Origin of the sequence: Geodermatophilus sp. DF01-2, from assembly GCF_004571065.1 — a bacterium.
Lineage (GTDB): Bacteria > Actinomycetota > Actinomycetes > Mycobacteriales > Geodermatophilaceae > Geodermatophilus.
Genome location: NZ_SPQN01000054.1, coordinates 1 through 17,771, shown reverse-complemented (window position 1 = coordinate 17,771; position 17,771 = coordinate 1). Strand labels below are relative to the sequence as shown.

Annotated in this window: 20 protein-coding genes; 13 read left to right on the top strand and 7 right to left on the bottom strand. The window is 72.1% G+C overall.

Annotation, left to right across the window (positions count from 1 at the left end; genetic code table 11):
- Positions 1–172 precede the first annotated feature (172 nt).
- Complete coding sequence (locus tag E4P41_RS14485) at positions 173–925, top strand: type 1 glutamine amidotransferase (RefSeq protein WP_135141986.1); 753 nt, start codon at positions 173–175, stop codon at positions 923–925.
- The gene (locus E4P41_RS14480; RefSeq protein WP_135141985.1) at positions 922–4,035 is read left to right on the top strand and encodes a bifunctional [glutamine synthetase] adenylyltransferase/[glutamine synthetase]-adenylyl-L-tyrosine phosphorylase; all 3,114 of its coding nucleotides are present in this window, start codon (positions 922–924) and stop codon (positions 4,033–4,035) included. The genes E4P41_RS14485 and E4P41_RS14480 overlap by 4 nt, the downstream gene beginning before the upstream one ends.
- Positions 4,036–4,045: 10 nt before the next feature.
- Here the strand turns inward: E4P41_RS14480 and E4P41_RS14475 are convergent, their stop codons facing one another.
- The gene (locus tag E4P41_RS14475) at positions 4,046–4,777 is read right to left on the bottom strand and encodes a Crp/Fnr family transcriptional regulator (RefSeq protein WP_135141984.1); all 732 of its coding nucleotides are present in this window, start codon (positions 4,775–4,777) and stop codon (positions 4,046–4,048) included.
- A gap of 43 nt (positions 4,778–4,820) precedes the next feature.
- Positions 4,821–5,471: a chemotaxis protein CheB gene (locus tag E4P41_RS14470; protein WP_135141983.1), complete on the bottom strand. Its 651-nt coding sequence runs from the start codon at positions 5,469–5,471 to the stop codon at positions 4,821–4,823.
- Positions 5,472–5,587: 116 nt separating this feature from the next.
- Between E4P41_RS14470 and E4P41_RS14465 the strand changes: the two genes are divergently transcribed.
- Positions 5,588–5,923 (top strand): CDGSH iron-sulfur domain-containing protein, encoded by a 336-nt coding sequence (locus E4P41_RS14465; protein WP_245177350.1) that lies wholly within the window; start codon positions 5,588–5,590, stop codon positions 5,921–5,923.
- A 21-nt stretch (positions 5,924–5,944) separates the two neighbouring features.
- Here E4P41_RS14465 and E4P41_RS14460 read toward each other — a convergent pair whose 3' ends face one another.
- Entirely contained in the window at positions 5,945–6,955 is a 1,011-nt protein-coding gene (locus E4P41_RS14460) for an iron-containing redox enzyme family protein (protein WP_135141982.1), read from the bottom strand.
- Positions 6,956–7,044: 89 nt separating this feature from the next.
- Between E4P41_RS14460 and E4P41_RS14455 the strand changes: the two genes are divergently transcribed.
- From E4P41_RS14455 to E4P41_RS14445, 3 genes are all read left to right on the top strand, one after another.
- A complete protein-coding gene (locus E4P41_RS14455; protein WP_135141981.1) occupies positions 7,045–7,893 on the top strand; it encodes an SDR family oxidoreductase in 849 nt (282 codons plus the stop codon).
- A 121-nt stretch (positions 7,894–8,014) separates the two neighbouring features.
- Positions 8,015–8,611 (top strand): hypothetical protein, encoded by a 597-nt coding sequence (locus tag E4P41_RS14450; RefSeq protein WP_135141980.1) that lies wholly within the window; start codon positions 8,015–8,017, stop codon positions 8,609–8,611.
- 368 nt (positions 8,612–8,979) lie between these two features.
- Positions 8,980–9,567: a hypothetical protein gene (locus E4P41_RS14445; RefSeq protein WP_135141979.1), complete on the top strand. Its 588-nt coding sequence runs from the start codon at positions 8,980–8,982 to the stop codon at positions 9,565–9,567.
- Between the two features lie 146 nt (positions 9,568–9,713).
- Here E4P41_RS14445 and E4P41_RS14440 read toward each other — a convergent pair whose 3' ends face one another.
- Positions 9,714–10,244, bottom strand: coding sequence for a hypothetical protein (locus E4P41_RS14440; protein ID WP_135141978.1), 531 nt, complete (start codon positions 10,242–10,244; stop codon positions 9,714–9,716).
- Between the two features lie 409 nt (positions 10,245–10,653).
- On the opposite strand from E4P41_RS14440, the gene E4P41_RS14435 reads away from it, so the two are divergent.
- From E4P41_RS14435 to E4P41_RS14410, 6 genes are all read left to right on the top strand, one after another.
- Positions 10,654–10,857, top strand: a complete 204-nt coding sequence (locus E4P41_RS14435) for a helix-turn-helix domain-containing protein (RefSeq protein ID WP_135141977.1) — start codon at positions 10,654–10,656, stop codon at positions 10,855–10,857.
- Between the two features lie 302 nt (positions 10,858–11,159).
- Positions 11,160–11,816, top strand: a complete 657-nt coding sequence (locus tag E4P41_RS14430; RefSeq protein WP_135141976.1) for a hypothetical protein — start codon at positions 11,160–11,162, stop codon at positions 11,814–11,816.
- Positions 11,809–12,498: a LuxR family transcriptional regulator gene (locus E4P41_RS14425; RefSeq protein WP_135141975.1), complete on the top strand. Its 690-nt coding sequence runs from the start codon at positions 11,809–11,811 to the stop codon at positions 12,496–12,498. The genes E4P41_RS14430 and E4P41_RS14425 overlap by 8 nt, the downstream gene beginning before the upstream one ends.
- 189 nt (positions 12,499–12,687) lie before the next feature.
- Positions 12,688–13,164 carry a GNAT family N-acetyltransferase gene (locus tag E4P41_RS14420; RefSeq protein WP_167761093.1) on the top strand — a complete coding sequence of 159 codons (477 nt, stop codon included), beginning with the start codon at positions 12,688–12,690 and terminating at the stop codon, positions 13,162–13,164.
- 141 nt (positions 13,165–13,305) lie between these two features.
- Entirely contained in the window at positions 13,306–13,962 is a 657-nt protein-coding gene (locus E4P41_RS14415) for a class I SAM-dependent methyltransferase (RefSeq protein ID WP_135141970.1), read from the top strand.
- A 76-nt stretch (positions 13,963–14,038) separates the two neighbouring features.
- Positions 14,039–15,538, top strand: coding sequence for a hypothetical protein (locus E4P41_RS14410; RefSeq protein ID WP_135141968.1), 1,500 nt, complete (start codon positions 14,039–14,041; stop codon positions 15,536–15,538).
- 57 nt (positions 15,539–15,595) lie between these two features.
- Here E4P41_RS14410 and E4P41_RS14405 read toward each other — a convergent pair whose 3' ends face one another.
- Genes E4P41_RS14405 through E4P41_RS14395 form a run of 3 tightly spaced genes read right to left on the bottom strand, consistent with a single transcriptional unit; the run spans position 15,596 to position 17,310 of the window.
- Positions 15,596–16,072, bottom strand: coding sequence for a hypothetical protein (locus tag E4P41_RS14405; RefSeq protein WP_135141967.1), 477 nt, complete (start codon positions 16,070–16,072; stop codon positions 15,596–15,598).
- Positions 16,062–16,286 (bottom strand): hypothetical protein, encoded by a 225-nt coding sequence (locus tag E4P41_RS14400; protein WP_135141965.1) that lies wholly within the window; start codon positions 16,284–16,286, stop codon positions 16,062–16,064. Before E4P41_RS14400 ends, E4P41_RS14405 begins: the two co-directional genes overlap by 11 nt.
- A gap of 13 nt (positions 16,287–16,299) precedes the next feature.
- Positions 16,300–17,310, bottom strand: a complete 1,011-nt coding sequence (locus E4P41_RS14395; protein WP_135141963.1) for a YfbU family protein — start codon at positions 17,308–17,310, stop codon at positions 16,300–16,302.
- A gap of 128 nt (positions 17,311–17,438) precedes the next feature.
- Here E4P41_RS14395 and E4P41_RS14390 point away from each other — a divergent pair, with 128 nt between their 5' ends.
- Positions 17,439–17,675 carry a hypothetical protein gene (locus tag E4P41_RS14390; protein ID WP_209307722.1) on the top strand — a complete coding sequence of 79 codons (237 nt, stop codon included), beginning with the start codon at positions 17,439–17,441 and terminating at the stop codon, positions 17,673–17,675.
- The last annotated feature ends 96 nt before the right edge of the window (positions 17,676–17,771 follow it).

The following is a 17,771-nucleotide window of genomic DNA, read 5'->3' as shown; positions in this document are numbered from 1 at the left end:
GGAGGGCCGTTCCTCAGCTGTCGGTGTCTGCAGGGACCGACAGTTGTCTCGCCGCCGCTACGGCGGTGAATGCACCTGCACTCACCGCCGTAGCAGTGTGGGGGAGACCGGGTCGCCGTGCGCCGGACCGGCAGGGCAGGGGACGGCGCGGCGGCGAACTACGCTCGGCGCCATGTCCGGCGCCCCCGCCCGCCTGCTCGTCGTCGTCCCGCACGAGACCGATCCGCCCGCCCGGCTCGGCGCGTGGCTCGCGCAGGCCGGACTCGAGCTCGACGAGCGCCGGCCCGGCAGCGGCGACGACCTCCCGGCGACGCTCGACGGCGTCGACGGGCTGCTCGTGCTCGGCGGCCCGCAGTCGGCGATGGACGACGAGCGGACCAGCCCCGAGCTGGTCGGCGTCCGCCGGCTCCTGGCGCAGGCGTTGGCGGCCGACCTCCCCACCCTGGCGGTCTGCCTGGGTGCCCAGCTGCTCGCCGAGGTCGGCGGCGGCCGCGTGCGGAAGGGGGTCGGCGGGCCGGAGGTCGGTGCCACCCTCGTCGCCAAGCGGGACGCCGCCGACGCCGACCCGCTGTTCGGCCCGCTGCCGCTGTCGCCCGACGTGATCCAGTTCCACCACGACGAGATCGCCGAGCTGCCGCGCGGAGCGACCCTGCTGGCCAGCAGCCCGATGTACGCGCACCAGGCATTCCGGGTGGGCCGGCACGTCTACGGGCTGCAGTTCCACATCGAGACGACGCCGGAGATCGTCGAGGAGTGGGCCGAGCGGGACGTCGTGGGTGTGGCGGCCAGCCCGTTGGACCGGGAGACCATCTGCGCCCGCGCGGCCGCGGTGCACCCGGATCTCGAGGAGGTGTGGGCGCCGTTCGCCGGTCGCTTCGCCGACCTGGTCCGCAGTCGCGCCCGGGCCGGGGCGGCCGCGTCGTGACCGCGAGCGCGCCGGAGGTGCCGCGCCGGGCGGTCGTCCGGCTGGTGCGCTTCGGGTTCGTCGACGGCGAGCGGGCCGCCCGCCTGCTGTCCGCGCCGGAGATGGGGCTGTGGGACCTCGAGCGCAACGAGCCGGCCGACCCCGAGGCCGGTCCCGTTGTCGCAGCAGCGGCCCGCACCGGCGACCCCGACCTCGCCGTCCGGTCGCTGCGCCGGCTCGTCGAGTCGCTGGACTCCGCCGACCCCACCGGCGGCTCGGCCGCCGCGCTGCTGGCCCGACTGCGCGGCTCGGCGCTGCTGCGGGCCCGGCTGCTCGCGGTGCTGGGCGCCAGCTCCGGCCTGGCCGACCACCTGGCCGCCCACCCCGGCGACTGGACCGTCCTCGACGGCGACGGCGACGGCGACGGCATCTCCGGGGGCAGCGCGCGACCGACCCCGCAGGCGCTGGAGCGGCAGCTGCTGGCCGCCGTCGGCGCCGACCCCGACGACCCGCCGTGGGGCGTGCAGCTGGGCAGGGCCGCGCCGGACGCCGGCCCGCAGCGGGTCGCCGACCTGCGGCTGGCCTACCGGCGGGCGGTGCTCTCCCTCGCCGGCCGCGACCTCGGTGAGGGCCTGCCCGCCGAGGACGTCGCCGCCGAGCTCGCCGACATCGCCGCCGCCGTCCTCACCGCGGGGCTGGCGATCGCGGTCGCCGAGCAGCCGGCCGACGCCCCCGCGTGCCGGCTGGCGGTCATCGGGCTGGGCAAGTGCGGCGGCCGGGAGCTCAACTACGTCAGCGACGTCGACGTGGTGTTCGTCGCCGAGCCGGTCGACCCCGCCGAGGCGGAGGCGCCGGCACTGAAGAGCGCCACCCGGGTCGCCGCCGCACTCCTGCGGATCTGCCGCGAGGCGGCCTGGGAGGTCGACGCCGCGCTGCGGCCCGAGGGCAAGGCCGGCGCGCTGGTCCGCACGCTGCACGGGCACGCCGCCTACTACCGGCAGTGGGCCAGCACCTGGGAGTTCCAGGCCCTGCTGAAGATGCGCCCGGTCGCCGGCGACCCCGACCTCGGGCGGCAGTACGTCGAGGAGCTGTTCCCGCTGGTCTGGCAGGCCGGCGAGCGGCCCGGCTTCGTCGCCGAGGTGCAGGCGATGCGCCGCCGGGTGCTGGAGAACATCCCCCCGGCGCAGGTCGAGCGGGAGCTCAAGCTCGGCCGCGGCGGCCTGCGCGACGTCGAGTTCGCCGTCCAGCTGCTGCAGCTGGTGCACGGGCGGGTCGACCCGTCGCTGCGGGTGGGCGGCACGCTGCCGGCGCTGCACGCGCTGCGTGCCGGCGGCTACGTCGGCCGCGACGACGCCGACACGCTGATCGCCTCCTACCGGTTCCTGCGCACCGTCGAGCACCGGCTGCAGCTGTTCCGGCTGCGCCGTACCCACCTGCTGCCCACCGACGAGCAGCAGCGGCGCTGGCTGGCCCGCTCGCTGGGCTACAAGCCCGACTCCCGAGGGGACGCCGTCGCCGTCCTCGACGCCGAGCTGTCGCTGCACACCCGCGAGGTGCGCCGGCTGCACGAGAAGCTCTTCTACCGGCCGCTGCTGTCAGCGGTGGCGAAGGTGCCGCCGGAGGCCGCACAGCTGGGCTCGAAGGCCGCCGGCGACTGGCTGCGCGCCCTCGGCTTCGCCGACCCGGACGGCGCGCTGCGGCACATGGCCGCGCTCACCGGCGGGGTCTCGCGGTCGGCGTCGATGCAGAAGTACCTGCTGCCGGTGGTGCTGCAGACCCTCGCCGACTGCGCCGACCCCGACGCCGGACTGCTGGCCTACCGCACGGTCAGCGAGGCTCTCGGCGGCAACCAGTGGTACCTGCGGCTGCTGCGCGACGAGGGGCAGGTCGCCGAGCGGCTGGCTCAGCTGCTCGGCTCCAGCCAGTACGTCGCCACGCTGCTGACCCGCACCCCCGAGGCGCTGCGCATCCTCGCCGACGACGACGAGCTGCGTCCGCGCGCCGCGGCCGCGCTGGCCGGGGCGTGGCGGCAGGCCGCCGGCCGGGCCGCGGATCCGGCCGACGGCGCGCGGGTGCTGCGCGGGCTGCGCCGGCACGAGCTGCTGCGGGTCGCCGCCGCGGACCTGCTCGGCCTGCTCGACGTCGAGCAGGTCGGCCGGGCGCTGACCGACATCGCCGTCGCCACGCTGCAGGTCGGCCTCGACGTCGCGGTGCGGGCGCACGCCGCCGAGGCCGGGACCGAGCCGGACGACCTCCCGACCGACCTCGCGGTCATCGGCATGGGCCGGCTCGGCGGCGGCGAGATGGGCTACGGCTCCGACGCCGACGTGCTGTTCGTGCACCGGCCGCGAGCCGGTGCCGAGGACGGCAAGGCGACCGCGGCGGCCAACGCGGTGGCGCACACGCTGCGCCGGCTGCTCGGCGAGCCGGCCCCCGATCCGGCCTTCGAGATCGACGCCGATCTGCGGCCCGAGGGCCGACAGGGCGCGCTGGTGCGCAGCCTGGACTCCTACCGCGAGTACTACGACCGCTGGATGTCGGTGTGGGAGGTGCAGGCGCTGCTGCGCGCGGTCCCGATCGCCGGCGACGAAGCGCTCGGGACGGCGTTCGTCGAGCTGGTCGACCCGATCCGCCACCCGGCCGTCGGGCTGACCGCCGAGCAGGTCGCCGAGATCCGGCGGATCAAGGCGCGGGTGGAGCGGGAACGGCTGCCGCGCGGCGCCGACCCGACCACGCACACCAAGCTCGGCCGTGGCGGACTGGCCGACGTCGAGTGGACCGTCCAGCTGCTGCAGCTGCAGCACGCCGCCGAGCGACCGGAGCTGCGGGTCACCTCCACGGGAGCCGCGCTGACCGCGCTGCGCGACGCCGGGCTGCTCGACGATGACCGGGCCGGCGCGCTGCAGAGGGCGTGGGAGCTGGCCAGCCGAGCCCGCAACGCGATCTTCCTCGTCCGCGGCCGGCCCAGCGACCAGCTGCCCCGCCCGGGCACCGAGCTGGCCGGCGTGGCGCGGGCCAGCGGGTACGGTCCCGACGCCGACCCCGGGCAGTTCCTCGACGACTACCGGCGGGCCACCCGGCACGCGCGCAGCGTCGTCGAGCAGGTCTTCTACGGCCAGTCCGGCAGTTGACCGGGTGTGCTCAGCCAGCGAGCTCCGGAGCCCCGATCAGCCGAGCGAACTCGGCCTGCACCAGGTCGTAGCACTCGCATGCAGCGCCGTGCAGGGCCTCGGCGTCGACGACCGAGATCCGCCCGCGGCTGTAGCGGATGAGCCCGGCCTGCTGCAGGACCCCCGCGGTGAGCGACACCGTGCCCCGGCGGACGCCGAGCATCTGCGCGAGGAACTCCTGGGTGAGGCCGAAGTCGTCGACGCCGACCCGGTCGCGGGTCTGCAGCAGCCAACGGGCGCACCGTTCCTCGGTGGTGTGCAGCCGGTTGCAGGCGACGTTCTGGGACAGCTGCACCATCATCGCCTGCGTGTAGCGGTGCATGAGGTCGTGCAGCGCGCCGTCCCTGCCGAGGAAGGTCCGCAGGTCGGTGATGGACAGTCGCAGCGCCGTCCCGGCGACCTGACAGACGCTGTCGTGCGGGCTCACCGGGCTGCCGAGGAAGGCCGGCAGCCCCGAGACGCCCTCGTAGCCGATCGTGGCGACCTCGACGGCCGCCTCCCCATCCACGCTGGAGAGCAGCGACAGCACGCAGTCGACCGGGAAGTACGCGTACTCGAACGGCTTGTGCGCCTCGTACAGGAGGTCCTTGACCTCCAGGTCGACCCGCTCCACGGACGACGCCAGGCGGGCGTACTCGTCGTCCGGCAGGCCGCGCAGGATCAGGTTGCGGCGGAGATCGGGAGTGCGATCGGGCGTGGGCATGCGCCACCTCCACGGTCGGAGCGGGTCGTCCGTCTGCTCGGGGTCATGCGGGCACGACCCGTCCCGGGGTCAGCCGCGCCCAGGGTGACACCGGGACGGTGAGGAGGTCGGCAGCCCCCGGCGCCATCGCGTAGGCGATGAGCGCCGGGGCCAACAGCCGCAGGGGCACGACGTGTTCCACGCACCCGGTGGCCAGCGCCGCGCTCGGCATGCCCGGCGCCTCGGCGTCCGCCGGGTCCTGCGCCAGCACCCGGCCACCGGCCCGCCGTACCGCCCGGACCCCGGCGGCGCCGTCGGTGAGCCGGCCGGTCAGCACCGCGGCCAGGACCCGCGGCCCGAAGGCGCCGGCGGCGCTCTCCATGGTCAGGTCGGCGCACCGGCCCGAGTCGCACGGTCGCAGCGCCAGCCACCCCTCCGGCGTCAGGTCGGCGGCGCAGCGGGGCGGGAGCACGTGCACGCCCGCGGCGAGCGGCCCGGGGGCGGCGCGGTGCACCGGGACGGTGCCGCTGTTGCGCAGCAGGTCGGTCAGCAGGTCGTCCGGGCCGGGGGCCCGGTGCTGGACCGCCAGCACCGGGGTGGGGAAGGTCGCCGGCAGGCCGGCGACCACGCTGCGGAGGGCACGGATGCCCCCGGCCGAGGCGGCGAGAACGACGACGTCGAAGGGGTGCCGGGCGGCGGTGGGCGGCGTCCTCACCCCGACGACGGTACTCCTGTGTCAGGTACCTGACACAGGAGGAAGGCGTGTGTCGGCGGGGGTCCCGGTTCGGGCCGCGGGGTGTGCGGCCGGACCCGTCGGGGCAGGGGAGGAGCGTGCCGCAGCCCGACTCCGCCGTTCCCGACCCGTTCGACGACACCCCGCTGGAGGAGTCGGCGGCCCCTGCGCCCGAGGACGGCGGTGCCACCATCACGCCGTACCGGGACGGGCCGCTGATCGTCCGCGGCGACTTCCGGCTGGTCGACCAGGACGGCGCGGAGATCGACCCGGGCCGCGACACCGTGGCGCTGTGCCGGTGCGGCAGGTCCGGCATCAAGCCGTTCTGCGACGGGTCGCACAAGCGCGCCGGGTTCTCCGCGCCCAGCGCGCCGAGCCGCCCCCGGCCGGCTGCCCGCATCCTGCGTGACGCCCGCCGGGACGACGGCGGCTGACCTCGGCCACTCGCCGGGGGCTCAGGCGGCCAGCGCCCGGCCGGCCCGCAGCGCCGACCGCCCCGCTTCCCAGGCGCCCAGCAGGTGGCGCGCGGCCAGGCCGTCCATCGCCAGGGAGCACGCGGCCCCGAACAGGACGTCCGCGGTGAGCGCCGGCTCCCCGGCGACCAACGACCCGCACATGTCCACCGCGGCGATCTGCTCGTGGACGGCATCGGCTTCCACGTGCTCGTCGTAGAAGACCGTCGTCGACTCGTCGAAGCCCAGCCGGCGCAACCCGGCCGAGTAACGGCGGGACGGCTCCGAAGAGGTCATCTCCACGCAGGCCAGGTGCCCCAGCGCCGCGCCCCGCCAACGGCGGTGCAGCCCGAACAGCGACATCGTGTTCACCGACGCGAAGGCCGCGGCCGGGGCGTCGTCCCACAGGGCGCCGTAGCCGGCGTCCAGGCCGAGATCGTGCATCAGGCCGGCGAACAGCTCGCTGTGCATCCGTGCCGCCGACCCGCCGCCGTACTCGTCGGCCTGGATCTCGACCATCGCGGCCTTGGCCTTCCCCGACAGTCGGGGGACGGCGAAGGTGTGCGGGTCGCCCTCCTTGAGGTGGTACACCGAGCGCAGCGTGAGGTACTCGCGCCACTGCTCGAGCGAGCCCGTGCGGGCCAGGAACGACGACAGCGACGGGCCGTCGTCGGCCGCGATGAGGGCGGTGAGCTGCCGGTCGACCGGCTCGTCGGTGACCGTGAGATCGCCGACCAGCTCGCGCAGCGCCTCGGTGTGCCGCCGCTCGAGGCGCGCGCGCAGGTACAGCAGGTCCGGGTCCCACTCCCAGGTCTCGTCGACGCCGTCGAAGCCGCGGTAGTGCAGCTCGTAGCAGATGGCGAGGGCCAGCTGGAGGTCGTCGTCGCCGAGCGGGTCGGCCGCGGCGGCCGCCGTCCGCCCGGCGAGCTCGACCGTCGCGGGCGGGAGCGTGCCGGCGGGCAGGTCGGTGCAGAGGGCGCGGGTCAGCGGCCCCCGTGGCTCGGGCAGGCGCATGGAAGATCCATGCCCAGGACCAGCCGGTTCGATGCGCGTGCGGGTGTTGCGCGTGCGGGTGTGACGTCGCCCGTGGGTAGGGGAGCGGCATGAGCACGGGTTCGGGAGGTCGCGTCGTCCTCGTCACCGGCGGCAGCGCCGGCATCGGCCGCAGCACCGTCACCCGGTTGGTCCGCGACGGCACGCGGGTGGTCACCTGCGCGCGGGGAGGGGACCGGCTGGTGCAGGCGGTCGGCGGGCTCCCCGGGGTGACGACCGTCGTGGCCGATGTCGCCGACGCGGCCGACCGCGCCCGGCTGCTCGACCGCGTCCTCGACGAGCACGGCCGGCTCGACGCCGTCGTCCTCAACGCCGGGTTGGGCTGGGCGGGCCTGCTCGAGGACATGCCGGGCGAGGCGGTCGAGCGCCTGGTCGCGCTCAACCTCACCGGCGTCGTCGAGCTGACCCGGATCGCGCTGCCGCACCTGTTCGACGCCGCGGCGCGCCGGGGGAGGGCCGACATCGTGACGATCGCCTCGGCGGCGGCGTGGTCGCAGGTGCCCCCGCTGACGGTGTACTCGGCGACCAAGGCCGGGGTGCAGGGGTTCGTCAAGGGACTGCGGCGGGAGGTGACCGCCCGGGGTGTACGGGTGCACACGGTCAACCCCGGGTTCGTCCGGACCGAGTGGCTGGCCCGCGGCCACGGGCATCCGCCGGCCTCGGACGCCGACGCCCGGGGCCGGCTCTCGCCCGGGATCGCGCCCGAGCGGGTGGCCGACCAGGTCGCCGGCTGCCTGACCTCCCCGTGGTCGCGCACCGTCGCCGTCCCGCGGTGGTTCGGCCTGGCCCGGCTCGGCGAGGTGCCGCCGGTGGACCGGCTGCTCGACCTGGTGCTCTCCCGGCAGGCCGACCGGGTCCGTCGGGTCGCCGCGCGGATGGTGGAGGAGCGCACCCACTGACCTGGCGACACCCCGGCGGATGTCGCGATTCGGCGTCGATCGCCTCCGGTGGGTTCGGAATCGGCGTCCGCTGGGCAGGAGAGGGGCGCCCGCCGACCCCGACCGGGAGGACGTCGAGACCGTGCGTTCCCGCGCCATCGTTGCCACTGCCCCGCTCCTCGCGCTCGCCGCCTGCGCGTCCCCGGCCGCCGGGCCGGCCCCGCAGGCGGTCGCCGTCGAGCCGGCCGTGCAGGCGGTCGCCGTGGCGCAGCCGGGGACCCCGACCGCCGAGGAGCCGGCTGCGGCCACGACCTCCTGCACGAGCCCCGACGGCTACTCGGTCGAGTACCCGGACGACTGGTCCACCAACGAGGCCGGCGTGCTGCCCGCCTGCAGCTGGTTCGGGCCCGGCGGGTTCGTCGTTCCCGAGGCCTCCGACGTCCGCACCGCGCCGGTCACCCTCCAGGTCGTGGACCTGCCCCTTGCCGAGGCCGCCGCGCCGCTGCCCGACGAGGTCGACCGGACCGAGCTCGAGGTGGACGGTCGCGCGGCCGTCCGCACCGAGCAGGTGACGACGGTCGGGCTGTACCCCGCGGGCACCCGAATCACGTCCTGGGCCGTCGACCTCGGCGGCCGGACGCTCCTGGCCGACGCCGTCGAGCTTCCCGGCGGCGACCACGAGCGCGCCGTCGCCGTGCTCGACGAGATGGTCCGCAGCCTGGAGCCCACCGCCGGCTGAGCTCGCGCACCGGGCGTGCGAGCTATCCGTCATCGCCCGCGACGTCCCGTGCTCGTCACGGACCCAGTGCACAGGTGCACAGCACCGCGGCCCCCGCCCTCGCGAGGAGGACAGGGGCCGCGGCGAAACCGGCAGAGGTCAGATGTCGTAGTACATCGCGAACTCTCCCCGCGTGATTTGTGGTCGATGGTATTCGACGGAACACGCCGCTGACCTGCGCTTATGGTGTTGGAAGGGATTAGTCCAACGGGGGCTCGATTGGAAATCGTGCGGACTGTGTGCGGACTGGCGACGGCCTCCGCGTGGCCCTCGACGCCAAGTGCGCCGTGCTCGATCGCCCTGGTTGACACCAGGCGAACCGCCCAGCCGTGAGCGACGCAGGCGACCCGCCGCAGCCGGACCAGTTCGACGCCGAACCAATCCTGGCGGTGCTCGAACGCCACGGCGTCGCGTACGTGATCGCCTGTGGCTACGCCCGCCCGGATGCACGGGTCGACGCGGCCCACCCGCGATGTCGACGTCACCCCGGCCACAACCCGAGAGACCTGGACCGGCTGGCCGCTGCGCTGCGGGAGTTAGACGCGCGCATCCGCACCGATGCCGTCCCCGAGGGGCTGCCCCGCAAGACCTCGGGGGAGTCCCTGGTCGGGCACCGAACGCTCAACCTGCAGGAGGACAGGAGAAGCCGATCCGACGCGGTGCTGCACGGGGGAAGCGTGCTCGCTAATCTCCGGTTTTCCTCCCGTACCGGCGATGCCGCCCCGCAGCCGGCCGATGATGCCGGCTGCAACGGCTCGCCGGAAGGGCGCTGCGCGTCCCTTCGGGATGGGCCTGCGGCCCACCCTTCCCCCGATCCGCCGCAGCCAGGAGAGGCCGGTTGCGCGGGAGCGGCCAGGAATGTGGGCGAACACCCTCAGCGCCTCATCGCCACCGGCTCACCGGGGAGTCGCGGTTGAGGCGGGGGGCGGCACCGATCAGGGGCTCCGTCGGCCGCTTGGCGACCAAGCCGGTTATCCCTACACTGGAAGTCGCCTGTTGCGCTGAGCTTCAGGAAGTGGGCCCGGCTCCTCTCCGGACGGTGAGCAGCCGGGCTCCGCGGTTTCTAGCGGCCGGTCACGTCCTGGGCAGTGGTGATCGAGGCGATGCGTTGTCGCCACGCGCCTCCGGCCGAGTGACTCCAGGCCAGTGCATCGGCGACCCAGAGGAGCGGGTCGCCGCTCGGCGGCAGGTGGACATACTGCAGCACCGGGTCGCCCAAACGATGAAGCTCCTCGACCAGGATCTGCCGGTCACGCTGGTCACGGCCCTGCCGGGATTCGATGACCAGTCGGTGCACGCCACGGTTGACCAGTGCAGCGGCCATCCGGCGGAAGCTCTCGGCGCGTAGATCGTCCTCGCGGTCCTTGCCGGAGAACGCCAACGCCGAGACCTGTCCGCTGTCGATCAACGCGTCGAGGATCTGCCGGCGGCGGCTGTCGCGTTCGGTGACGAAGTGCCACCGCCGCTGACCGGGCAGGCAGAAGGAACGGACGAGGCGGCGCAGCGCGTCGACGTCCCCATCGAGAACAACCGCGACGCACACGTGGTACCGCGATCCGCGGGCGGACTCGTCGACGAAGGCCTGGGCGCTCAACTCCCCTCCGAGAGGTCCGCGCGGATTCGTCCTTCGCCCCGGTGCCGGGGGTGTGACGCCACCGGCGCGGTCATCTGTCGCACGAGCAGCATCCTGAACGACCCCCTCATGAGGTGCGGTCTCGGGTGGGGCGCCGCCGCTCGCACGGTGGAGAACGAGGTGCCGCACGAGCGGATCGGCGAGTAGGCCGAGGCGCTGACCGCGGACCCGCGGGGCGGGCGACGATCGATGGTCTCCCGCAGGACGCCGCTGCTCGGAGACGCAGGAGCAAGACGGCAGGAACCGGAGGAGGACCGGAGCTTCACGGGAGAAGTTCTGGAGAAGTTGGCTGTGAGCTGTCACCAAGGGCCGTGAGATCGCGCCTTCTACGAGTGAACCCGTAAACGACCTGCCCCTCCTGGAGTCAGTCATGCCCGACCACACCGTCGACCACGCCGTCGGCCAGCAGCCCGACCTGCTCACGATCAGCGAGGCAGCCGAGGTGCTGCGTGCTCCCGTCGCCACGCTGCGGTACTGGCGTCACCTCGGCACCGGACCGCGCAGCTTCCGCCGTGGCCGCCGGGTCCTCTACCGGCGCGAGGACCTCTACGCGTGGGTCGACGCTCGCCGCTAGACCTGGTGGCCGCCCGTCCGTAGCCACGTACCTCGGCGCCGTTCCTCCGTCGTCCTCCGGTTCCCAGGCGCCGGCGATGCCAGTTTCGCGCGACCGGAGCCGACCGGCGGAGGCTGCGCAGCCTTCGGCGACGGTCGCCGGGAACAGCCGCAGTGGAGCGCTGTCCACAGCCCTCTGCGGCGTCCCCAGATTCCGGGCACGCGGTGTCTCGGCTGGGCGAGGTCGGTCGACGCTGACCGAGACTGGACCAGCACAACCAGCTTGCGGTGACGACGCGGTACGAGGCAGCACGAGGAGGAGCGATGGGATGGATGGGCCCGGTCGTGGGCGACGAGGCGCACGAGGGGTGGGTGGTGCCGGTCTTCGCCGACGGCGCGCAAGGCGCTGGGAGCACCAGTGCCCGCGGAGTGTTGGTGGCCCGCCGACCCGACGACGGGCCGCGGAACGGCGACCGGGTGCGGCTGACTTACCCCGACGGCTGCACTGTCGAGGGCGTCTGGCAGGACGGCGCGGTCATCGGCGGCGACGGGATCGTGCATCACACCGGCGGTCAGGTCCGTCGGGAGGTCATCGACGAAGCGGAGGAGTGGCGCCCGGATGCGACGGTGGTCGGCTGGGTCGCCGGCTGCACCTGCGGCTGGCGCGGAACCCCCTGGACCCGGGTGCCCGCACCGGAGCGGGCCGACCCGGCATCGCGGCGACTGGCAGTCACCGGCCCGTGGGTCGATCTGGAGGCCGCCGACGAGAAGCGGGTCATGCTGGAGTGGCGCCGCCACATCGAGCCCTGGCAGACCCTTGAAGACGTCGAGCAGGCCGCGGTCCGGCAGGCCGCCGCTGCCTGCGTCCTAGACGAGGCGGTGTACGCCGCGCGGGCGGCCGGGGCCTCGTGGACCGCCGTCGGCCGGGCCACCGGTGTGACCTGCCGGTCGGCCATCGAGCGGTGGTCCGCCGGTGGCTGAGCGCGCAGCCGGTCAGCCTGCACCGGCCGGGGGAGCGGCGGCGGGGCAGCAGACCGTGCTGGTCGTCGACCTCGACGGTGAGCTGCTCGTGCCGCTGCGCGCGGTGGAGGAGGTGCTGCTGTGCCTGGGTCTGTGGGAGCACGAGGAACGACAGGGTCCCGCCGCCGACGTCGAGCCGCTGCGGCTGCCGGCGCCGCTGGCCGATCAGGTCGCCCTCGGCGCCGTGCAGCGCCTGCTCGCCGCCCTGGCGCCGACGCAGTCCCTCGGAGCTAGGCGGGGCCGATTGTTCGCTCCGGACGGCCGCTACGAGCACGCGCCGCTGACCGCGCTGACCCTGCCGGCCGCCGACATCGACCTGCTGTCGGCCACCGCGGCCGCCCTCGGCCATCCCGCTCTCGACGCTGACATCGCCGAGGTGATCGACGCCCACGCGGGGCAGCTCGGCGACACCTACCGCTGGGAAGGCCGCGCCGGGTTGGTCTCGCTGCTCGCCCGGCTGGCCGGCCTGCTTGACCTCGCCCCGACAGACGACACCCGCCTACTCATCGCCCGGCTGCGGGCCAGGCCGCCCGGCACGGACTGCACGCTGAGTGAGGCCGACGAAGCCGCCTACGTCCGCACGGCCGACCGAATGAACCGCATGTGGGCCCTCAGCTCCGGCATCGACCGCTACCTCTATTGAAAGATCAGCTGGGAACCCATCACTGCCCCCTCCTGGTGTCCCACAAGGGGATCCTCTTGCGAAACGGTGGCCGTGACTGCGGCGGCTGTGCGGACGTCGCCGTAGGGCGTTCCCGCTACGGTCCTCGTCGCCGACCGAATGACCGGGTCGTACGCCGCGGCGCAGGGACCGCTGTGCGAAGGTGCGGCCGTGTCCGTCTTCCTTCTGCCGGTCTCTACGCAGGACTACGCGATCTTCCTGGAACAGGCAGCCGACACGTATGTCGTTGGCGCGACGCACTCCGGTGAGATGACCATCGAGCAGGCTCGTGCGCGAGCCGATGCGGACCTCAAGGCCCTGCTCCCCGCTAGACCGCAGACACCGGGGATGCTTCTGCGGACTATCACTGTTGACGGCGACTGGGTAGGCCACATCTGGCTTGGAGTTCGAGGGTCGGCCGAGGCGAAGTACGGGTGGGTTTGGTCGGTGTACGTCGATCCTCAGCACCGCGGCCAGGGGTATGCCGAACTGGCGGTCCGTCTGGTCGAAGCTGAGGCTCTGGACCAGTTCGGCGTCACCGAGGTACGCCTCAACGTGTTCGCAGCCAACCGAGGCGCCATCCGCCTATACGAGCGATTCGGCTACGCGGTGATCTCCCAGGTCATGCGGCGCACCGTCCGCCCTTGAGGGCGTCCCCTATTCCCCGTCGGAGATCCTCCGGCGGGGAGGTCGTCACTCGGTACGGTCGGCAGGCCTTCGCCCACGAGTGAGCGCAGGTGCGATTCACAAGCGGCCCGGTGGCCGACGTTCCCTTGGAAGGATTCGAGGATGACGCGGCCAGCAGGCCCTGTCGACTACAAGTTCGTGCAGCAGGCCTACGACACCGTGGCCGACGACTACGCCGCGCACCTGCCCGACACCCGCGCCGAAGCGGCGCTTGACCTAGCGATGCTCGACCACTTCGCCGCCACGGTGGAGGCCGGGGGCCCGGTACTAGATGCCGGCTGTGGCGCTGGGCGCATGACCCGGTATCTGGCCGACCGAGGCTGCAACGTCGAAGGGCTTGACCTGTCCCCGGCCATGGTCGCCGCCGCCCGCCGCGATCACCCGGATCTATCCTTCGCGGTTGGCTCCATCGCAGACCTGTCCCACCCCGACAGTCGCTTCGCCGGCGTGCTGCTCTGGTACTCCACCATCCACACTCCGCCCGAACACCTCGGTCGCGTCTTCGCCGAGGTGGCCCGCGTGCTGCGCGCCGGAGGCCACCTCCTGCTCGCCTTTCAGTCCGGCCACGGCACGCGCGACGTCGCCGCGGCCTACCGCCGCTTCGGCCACGACGTCCAGCTCGAGCGCTACCTGACCACCGCAGACGACGTCGCATCACAGCTGAGCGCCATCGGACTCATCGAGACCTGCCGCCTCGTCCGCGCCGCCCAGGGCGGCGAGCGAGACGCGCAGACCGTCCTGCTCGCGCGGGCCATCTGAATGCATGCGCCGGTAGACGTTCGTCTTGCGGGGCAAGCCGACCCTTGGTGTCGGAGCCGTCGGTCACGATGGCCACGTGAAGGACGAGGAGTTCATCGCCCGGGTGCGCAGGCACAAACCGAGCGCTCTGATGCCGTTGATCGCGCAGTTCGCATCGACGCGCATGCAGCCTGACGATTGGATGAAGGCGGGCCAGCGCGGCCTCGGCTCGCCTTGGGCTCTCGCGGAGATCGCCCGGGTCAGCCTTGCCTACGGCAACGAGCACCGAAAAGACGCCACCTTCGCTGACCTGGTCGCGTGCAACGAGGCCTACAACGAACTTGACGACCCCGAGGTGGTCGAGGGCTACAACGGACCCGTGGCCGGGTTCTTCCTGCGGCTGTGCGAGCAGCTCGAGTATCAACTGCCGGTCCGTCACGAGCTGACTCGCGCCATCGCGCTGTTCAAGCACACGGAGCCAAAGCGCGCCTTGCGCGTGGTCCGCGATGGCTGGGACACCGAGCTCCTCGGAGCTGATCTAGTCACGTTCATCGCAGCTGGTCAAATGCTGCACATCGCAGCGAAGCCAAACGAAGGCCGATTCAACCCGCAATGGCTCAACCAGCCAAACTTCGACTTTCTCCGCGACGTCACCGAGCCTGATCTCTTGCGGGCCGCCTGGGCACGTAGTTACGTGATCGATGCCTCCGAGTTCGCCGCCCAGAACGCAAGGCCACGTCCATCTGCGTGGCGCCGATACGGGCACAACCCGCTGCTGAGCCGGCCTGCAGTGAGCGGAGTTCACGACGACTGGCTCATCCCCGTTCCCGCACTCGTCGTGCGGCGTCTCAGCCCACTCGGTCTTTACTACGCCGGGGTCGGCAAATGGGGCAAAGCCTTCGCGGATGATCTCGGCGACCTCTTCGAGCCCTACATCGGCTCACACCTGCGCCTCCTCGGGCCCGATGTGGTGGAGCCCGGCTTCCGCTACGGCCGCGACAACCGTGAGACCGTCGACTTCATCGTCACGCTGCCCGAGGTAGTCGTCCTCGTCGAGGTGAAATCAGTCCGACCGACGGCCGCCGTCCGGGCGGGCAGTGATGAGGCGTCAACCGAGCTGAAGCGAATGCTCAACAAGGGCGTCAAGCAGCTGGAGCGAGCCGACCGGTTGATCGGCGAGCAGCATCCGGCATTCGCACACATCCCTGGAGACCGCCCTCGCGTCGGGCTGATCGTGACCCTCGAAGATTTTCACGTCCTCAACAGCGCGTTTCACCGACCGCTGCTCGATCGCGAGCGCCCCGACTTTCCGATCGGCGTAGTCTCTGCTGGTGAAATAGAGCACTGGGTGACACTGAAGGACAGGTCTCCCGGTCAAGTCGCGCTCGGTGCTCGTACCGCGCGCGAGGAGCACCCGTGGCCGATGGGTGCCGGCGTCGCGCTGAAACAGCAGTTGTATGGGCGGAAGCATCGACGCAACCCGATCGTCGAAAGGGCTTGGTCGGTCGGGCCGTGGCAGCAGCTTGCGGCCGGCGAACATGGCGCTGACCAGGGTGAACAGTCTCGACCGCACCGCGAGGGCAGGATCACGAGCTGATCTGGACGTGAGGCTTCGGCCCGTCGCCGTACCCAATGGTGCACCTGGACAGCCGGTTCAATCCGGGTACAGGACCGCGATTACCTCGTGGGCCGTAGCGAGTACCGGCGCGGCCATTCCGAGCGTCCAGGCGTCCTGCTGTCGGGCGTGGGCGAGATCGTTACGCAAATGCCGGGCCGCCTGAAGCTGAGTCGCCCATTTGTCGGTGATGAGCCCCTCCTGTTGGGCGCGTCCGATTAGCTTGACGAGCTGCTGCTCGCTGTCAAGCCGCACGCGCAGTGCCGCCTCGACCGCCAGCAGGGACCACATTCCGGCGACGACCATCGACTCGTAGTGAAACCACGCCAGGGTGATGAGGGCACGGGCGGTGCTCAGCAGGTCGGCAACACCTGGGGGCGTGGCCGCCGTCGTCGGCCACTTCTCGGTCAGCCGGACGAGGTCTGCGTGGGCCATGGGGCGAGGTCGTCCACCCGCGTCGAGTCCACCGATGAACAGTGCCCATCGCCGGTCCGGCGGCACATGCTCACTCGTCATGCAGATTGCTCCATAGCTGGGCGGCGCGCACGGCGGCGAGGGACACGATCTCGCCGGCCAGGAGTTCGGGGATGTCCGATGGGAAGCCGGCCCCGGCGATCAGTGCCTCCCTATGCCCGGGGCTGTGTCGGTACACCCGTGTTCCCCGGGGGCCACAGGTGGCGGTCTCCGTGAGGTACTGCTGCTGGGAGAGCACGATTTGTGTTCGTTCCACGGTTTAAGCAGATCTATTCGGAGTGGCGCTGGATCAGGGCGGACACATCGACCATCGCGATGTTCGTGCGCTCCGGGTCCTCCCCGAGATAGCTGTGGAGCTGGTCGCGGCGGGCGTCGAGGAGTTCCTGGCCGGTCACTCCCTTCGCGAGGACGGTCTCGCGATCGGTGTCGCGGATCTCGTATGCGCGGCCGGGGACGGTGTTCTCGGACGGCATCTTGATCAGCGCCGCGTCACCGTCGTACCGAACGACCGAGCGGAAGTGGCGGCGGCTGGATGGGTGGACCCGCGCGTCAGCGATCTGCTCGAGCTCGTCGTCTGACAGCAGGTGATCGAGGGGGCTGAACCCCCGCTCCCGACTGTCCATGATGCGCCGGTACTCGGCAAGCATCCGCAGGTAGGTGTCGAGCACGGGCGAATGCGAGTTCCCGTTGTCGTTGCGCTCCAACTGGGGCTTCAACTCGGTCCAGCGCTTGCCGTCGCGCATCAGGAAGTCGACGTATCTCGCCATGTGTCCCTCCAGCGAGTTGTTGTGGTCGAAGCCCTGGAACTGGAGCTGGTGGGCCAGCTTCTCGGCGACGGGCTTCCCTTCCTTCTCGAGGTGGGCGATGCTGAACGTGACGACGCGGAACATCTGCAGGATGTCCGACACGCGGTTGCAGTCCCGCTTCGATAGCTCCGTGCTGAAGCCGGCGGTCTCGTACCAGTACTCGCCGGTATAGCCCTCCTCGAGGATTTTCGCCCGCATTAGCTGGTACTCCAGGTCGCCGTCGACGCCGTTGGCGTCCTCCGGTAGCACCCGGGCCAAGATCCGGTGGAGAAGCGAGAGCACCTGCCGGTCCGCGATCCGCATACTTTCGGCCGGGGGCTCGTCGCCGTGCTCGACCTCGCTCTGGTAGACGGGCACGACCGCCTCCATGAGCAGGTCGCGGACGTACTCGCTGAGCGAGACGCCTTGATCGTCGGCCAGCTCCTTGAGTTGGTCGCGGACGCGGTCATCCAACCTGATGTTCAGAACAGCCATTGCGTCCTCCCGTAGCGTCGTGTGACGATAACCGTATCACTGTCATACGTGAGGAATGGAGCGTTGATGAGGTGTCGCCGTGTCGCCAGCACCCGACCGGGACGTGGGCGACCACGTATCCCTTACTCGTGACCTTCGCCGACCTGCCAGAGCCGAACGAGGTCACCTACGCCGAGGGGCGCCTCACGACGCGCACCTACGCCAGCCGCAGCTTCGCCATGCAGTTCGGCCGCGACCGAGGGCACCCCGCGAGATACATCCATCGCGTCTTCGACGAGGTCGTGACCGATGACGACGACGAGTGGGAATGGACTAACACCGTGGTGTACACGACCTCGGCTTTCGCAGTTTCCGCGATCAAGTAGATGATCTTGCACGGTTGCGGCGCGGCTGCCTGATCGGGTGCTGAACGCGCGGAAGCATCAGCGGTCTTCTCACCGCCTCTTGCGAGGGGTCCGCTG

Coding starts and splice junctions, on each gene's coding strand:
- E4P41_RS14395 (WP_135141963.1), bottom strand. CDS start 17,310: ATGGCTGTTCTGAACATCAGGTTGGATGACCGCGTCCGCGACCAACTC.
- E4P41_RS14430 (WP_135141976.1), top strand. CDS start 11,160: ATGGGATGGATGGGCCCGGTCGTGGGCGACGAGGCGCACGAGGGGTGG.
- E4P41_RS14460 (WP_135141982.1), bottom strand. CDS start 6,955: ATGCGCCTGCCCGAGCCACGGGGGCCGCTGACCCGCGCCCTCTGCACC.
- E4P41_RS14405 (WP_135141967.1), bottom strand. CDS start 16,072: ATGACGAGTGAGCATGTGCCGCCGGACCGGCGATGGGCACTGTTCATC.
- E4P41_RS14475 (WP_135141984.1), bottom strand. CDS start 4,777: ATGCCCACGCCCGATCGCACTCCCGATCTCCGCCGCAACCTGATCCTG.
- E4P41_RS14455 (WP_135141981.1), top strand. CDS start 7,045: ATGAGCACGGGTTCGGGAGGTCGCGTCGTCCTCGTCACCGGCGGCAGC.
- E4P41_RS14415 (WP_135141970.1), top strand. CDS start 13,306: ATGACGCGGCCAGCAGGCCCTGTCGACTACAAGTTCGTGCAGCAGGCC.
- E4P41_RS14435 (WP_135141977.1), top strand. CDS start 10,654: ATGCCCGACCACACCGTCGACCACGCCGTCGGCCAGCAGCCCGACCTG.
- E4P41_RS14485 (WP_135141986.1), top strand. CDS start 173: ATGTCCGGCGCCCCCGCCCGCCTGCTCGTCGTCGTCCCGCACGAGACC.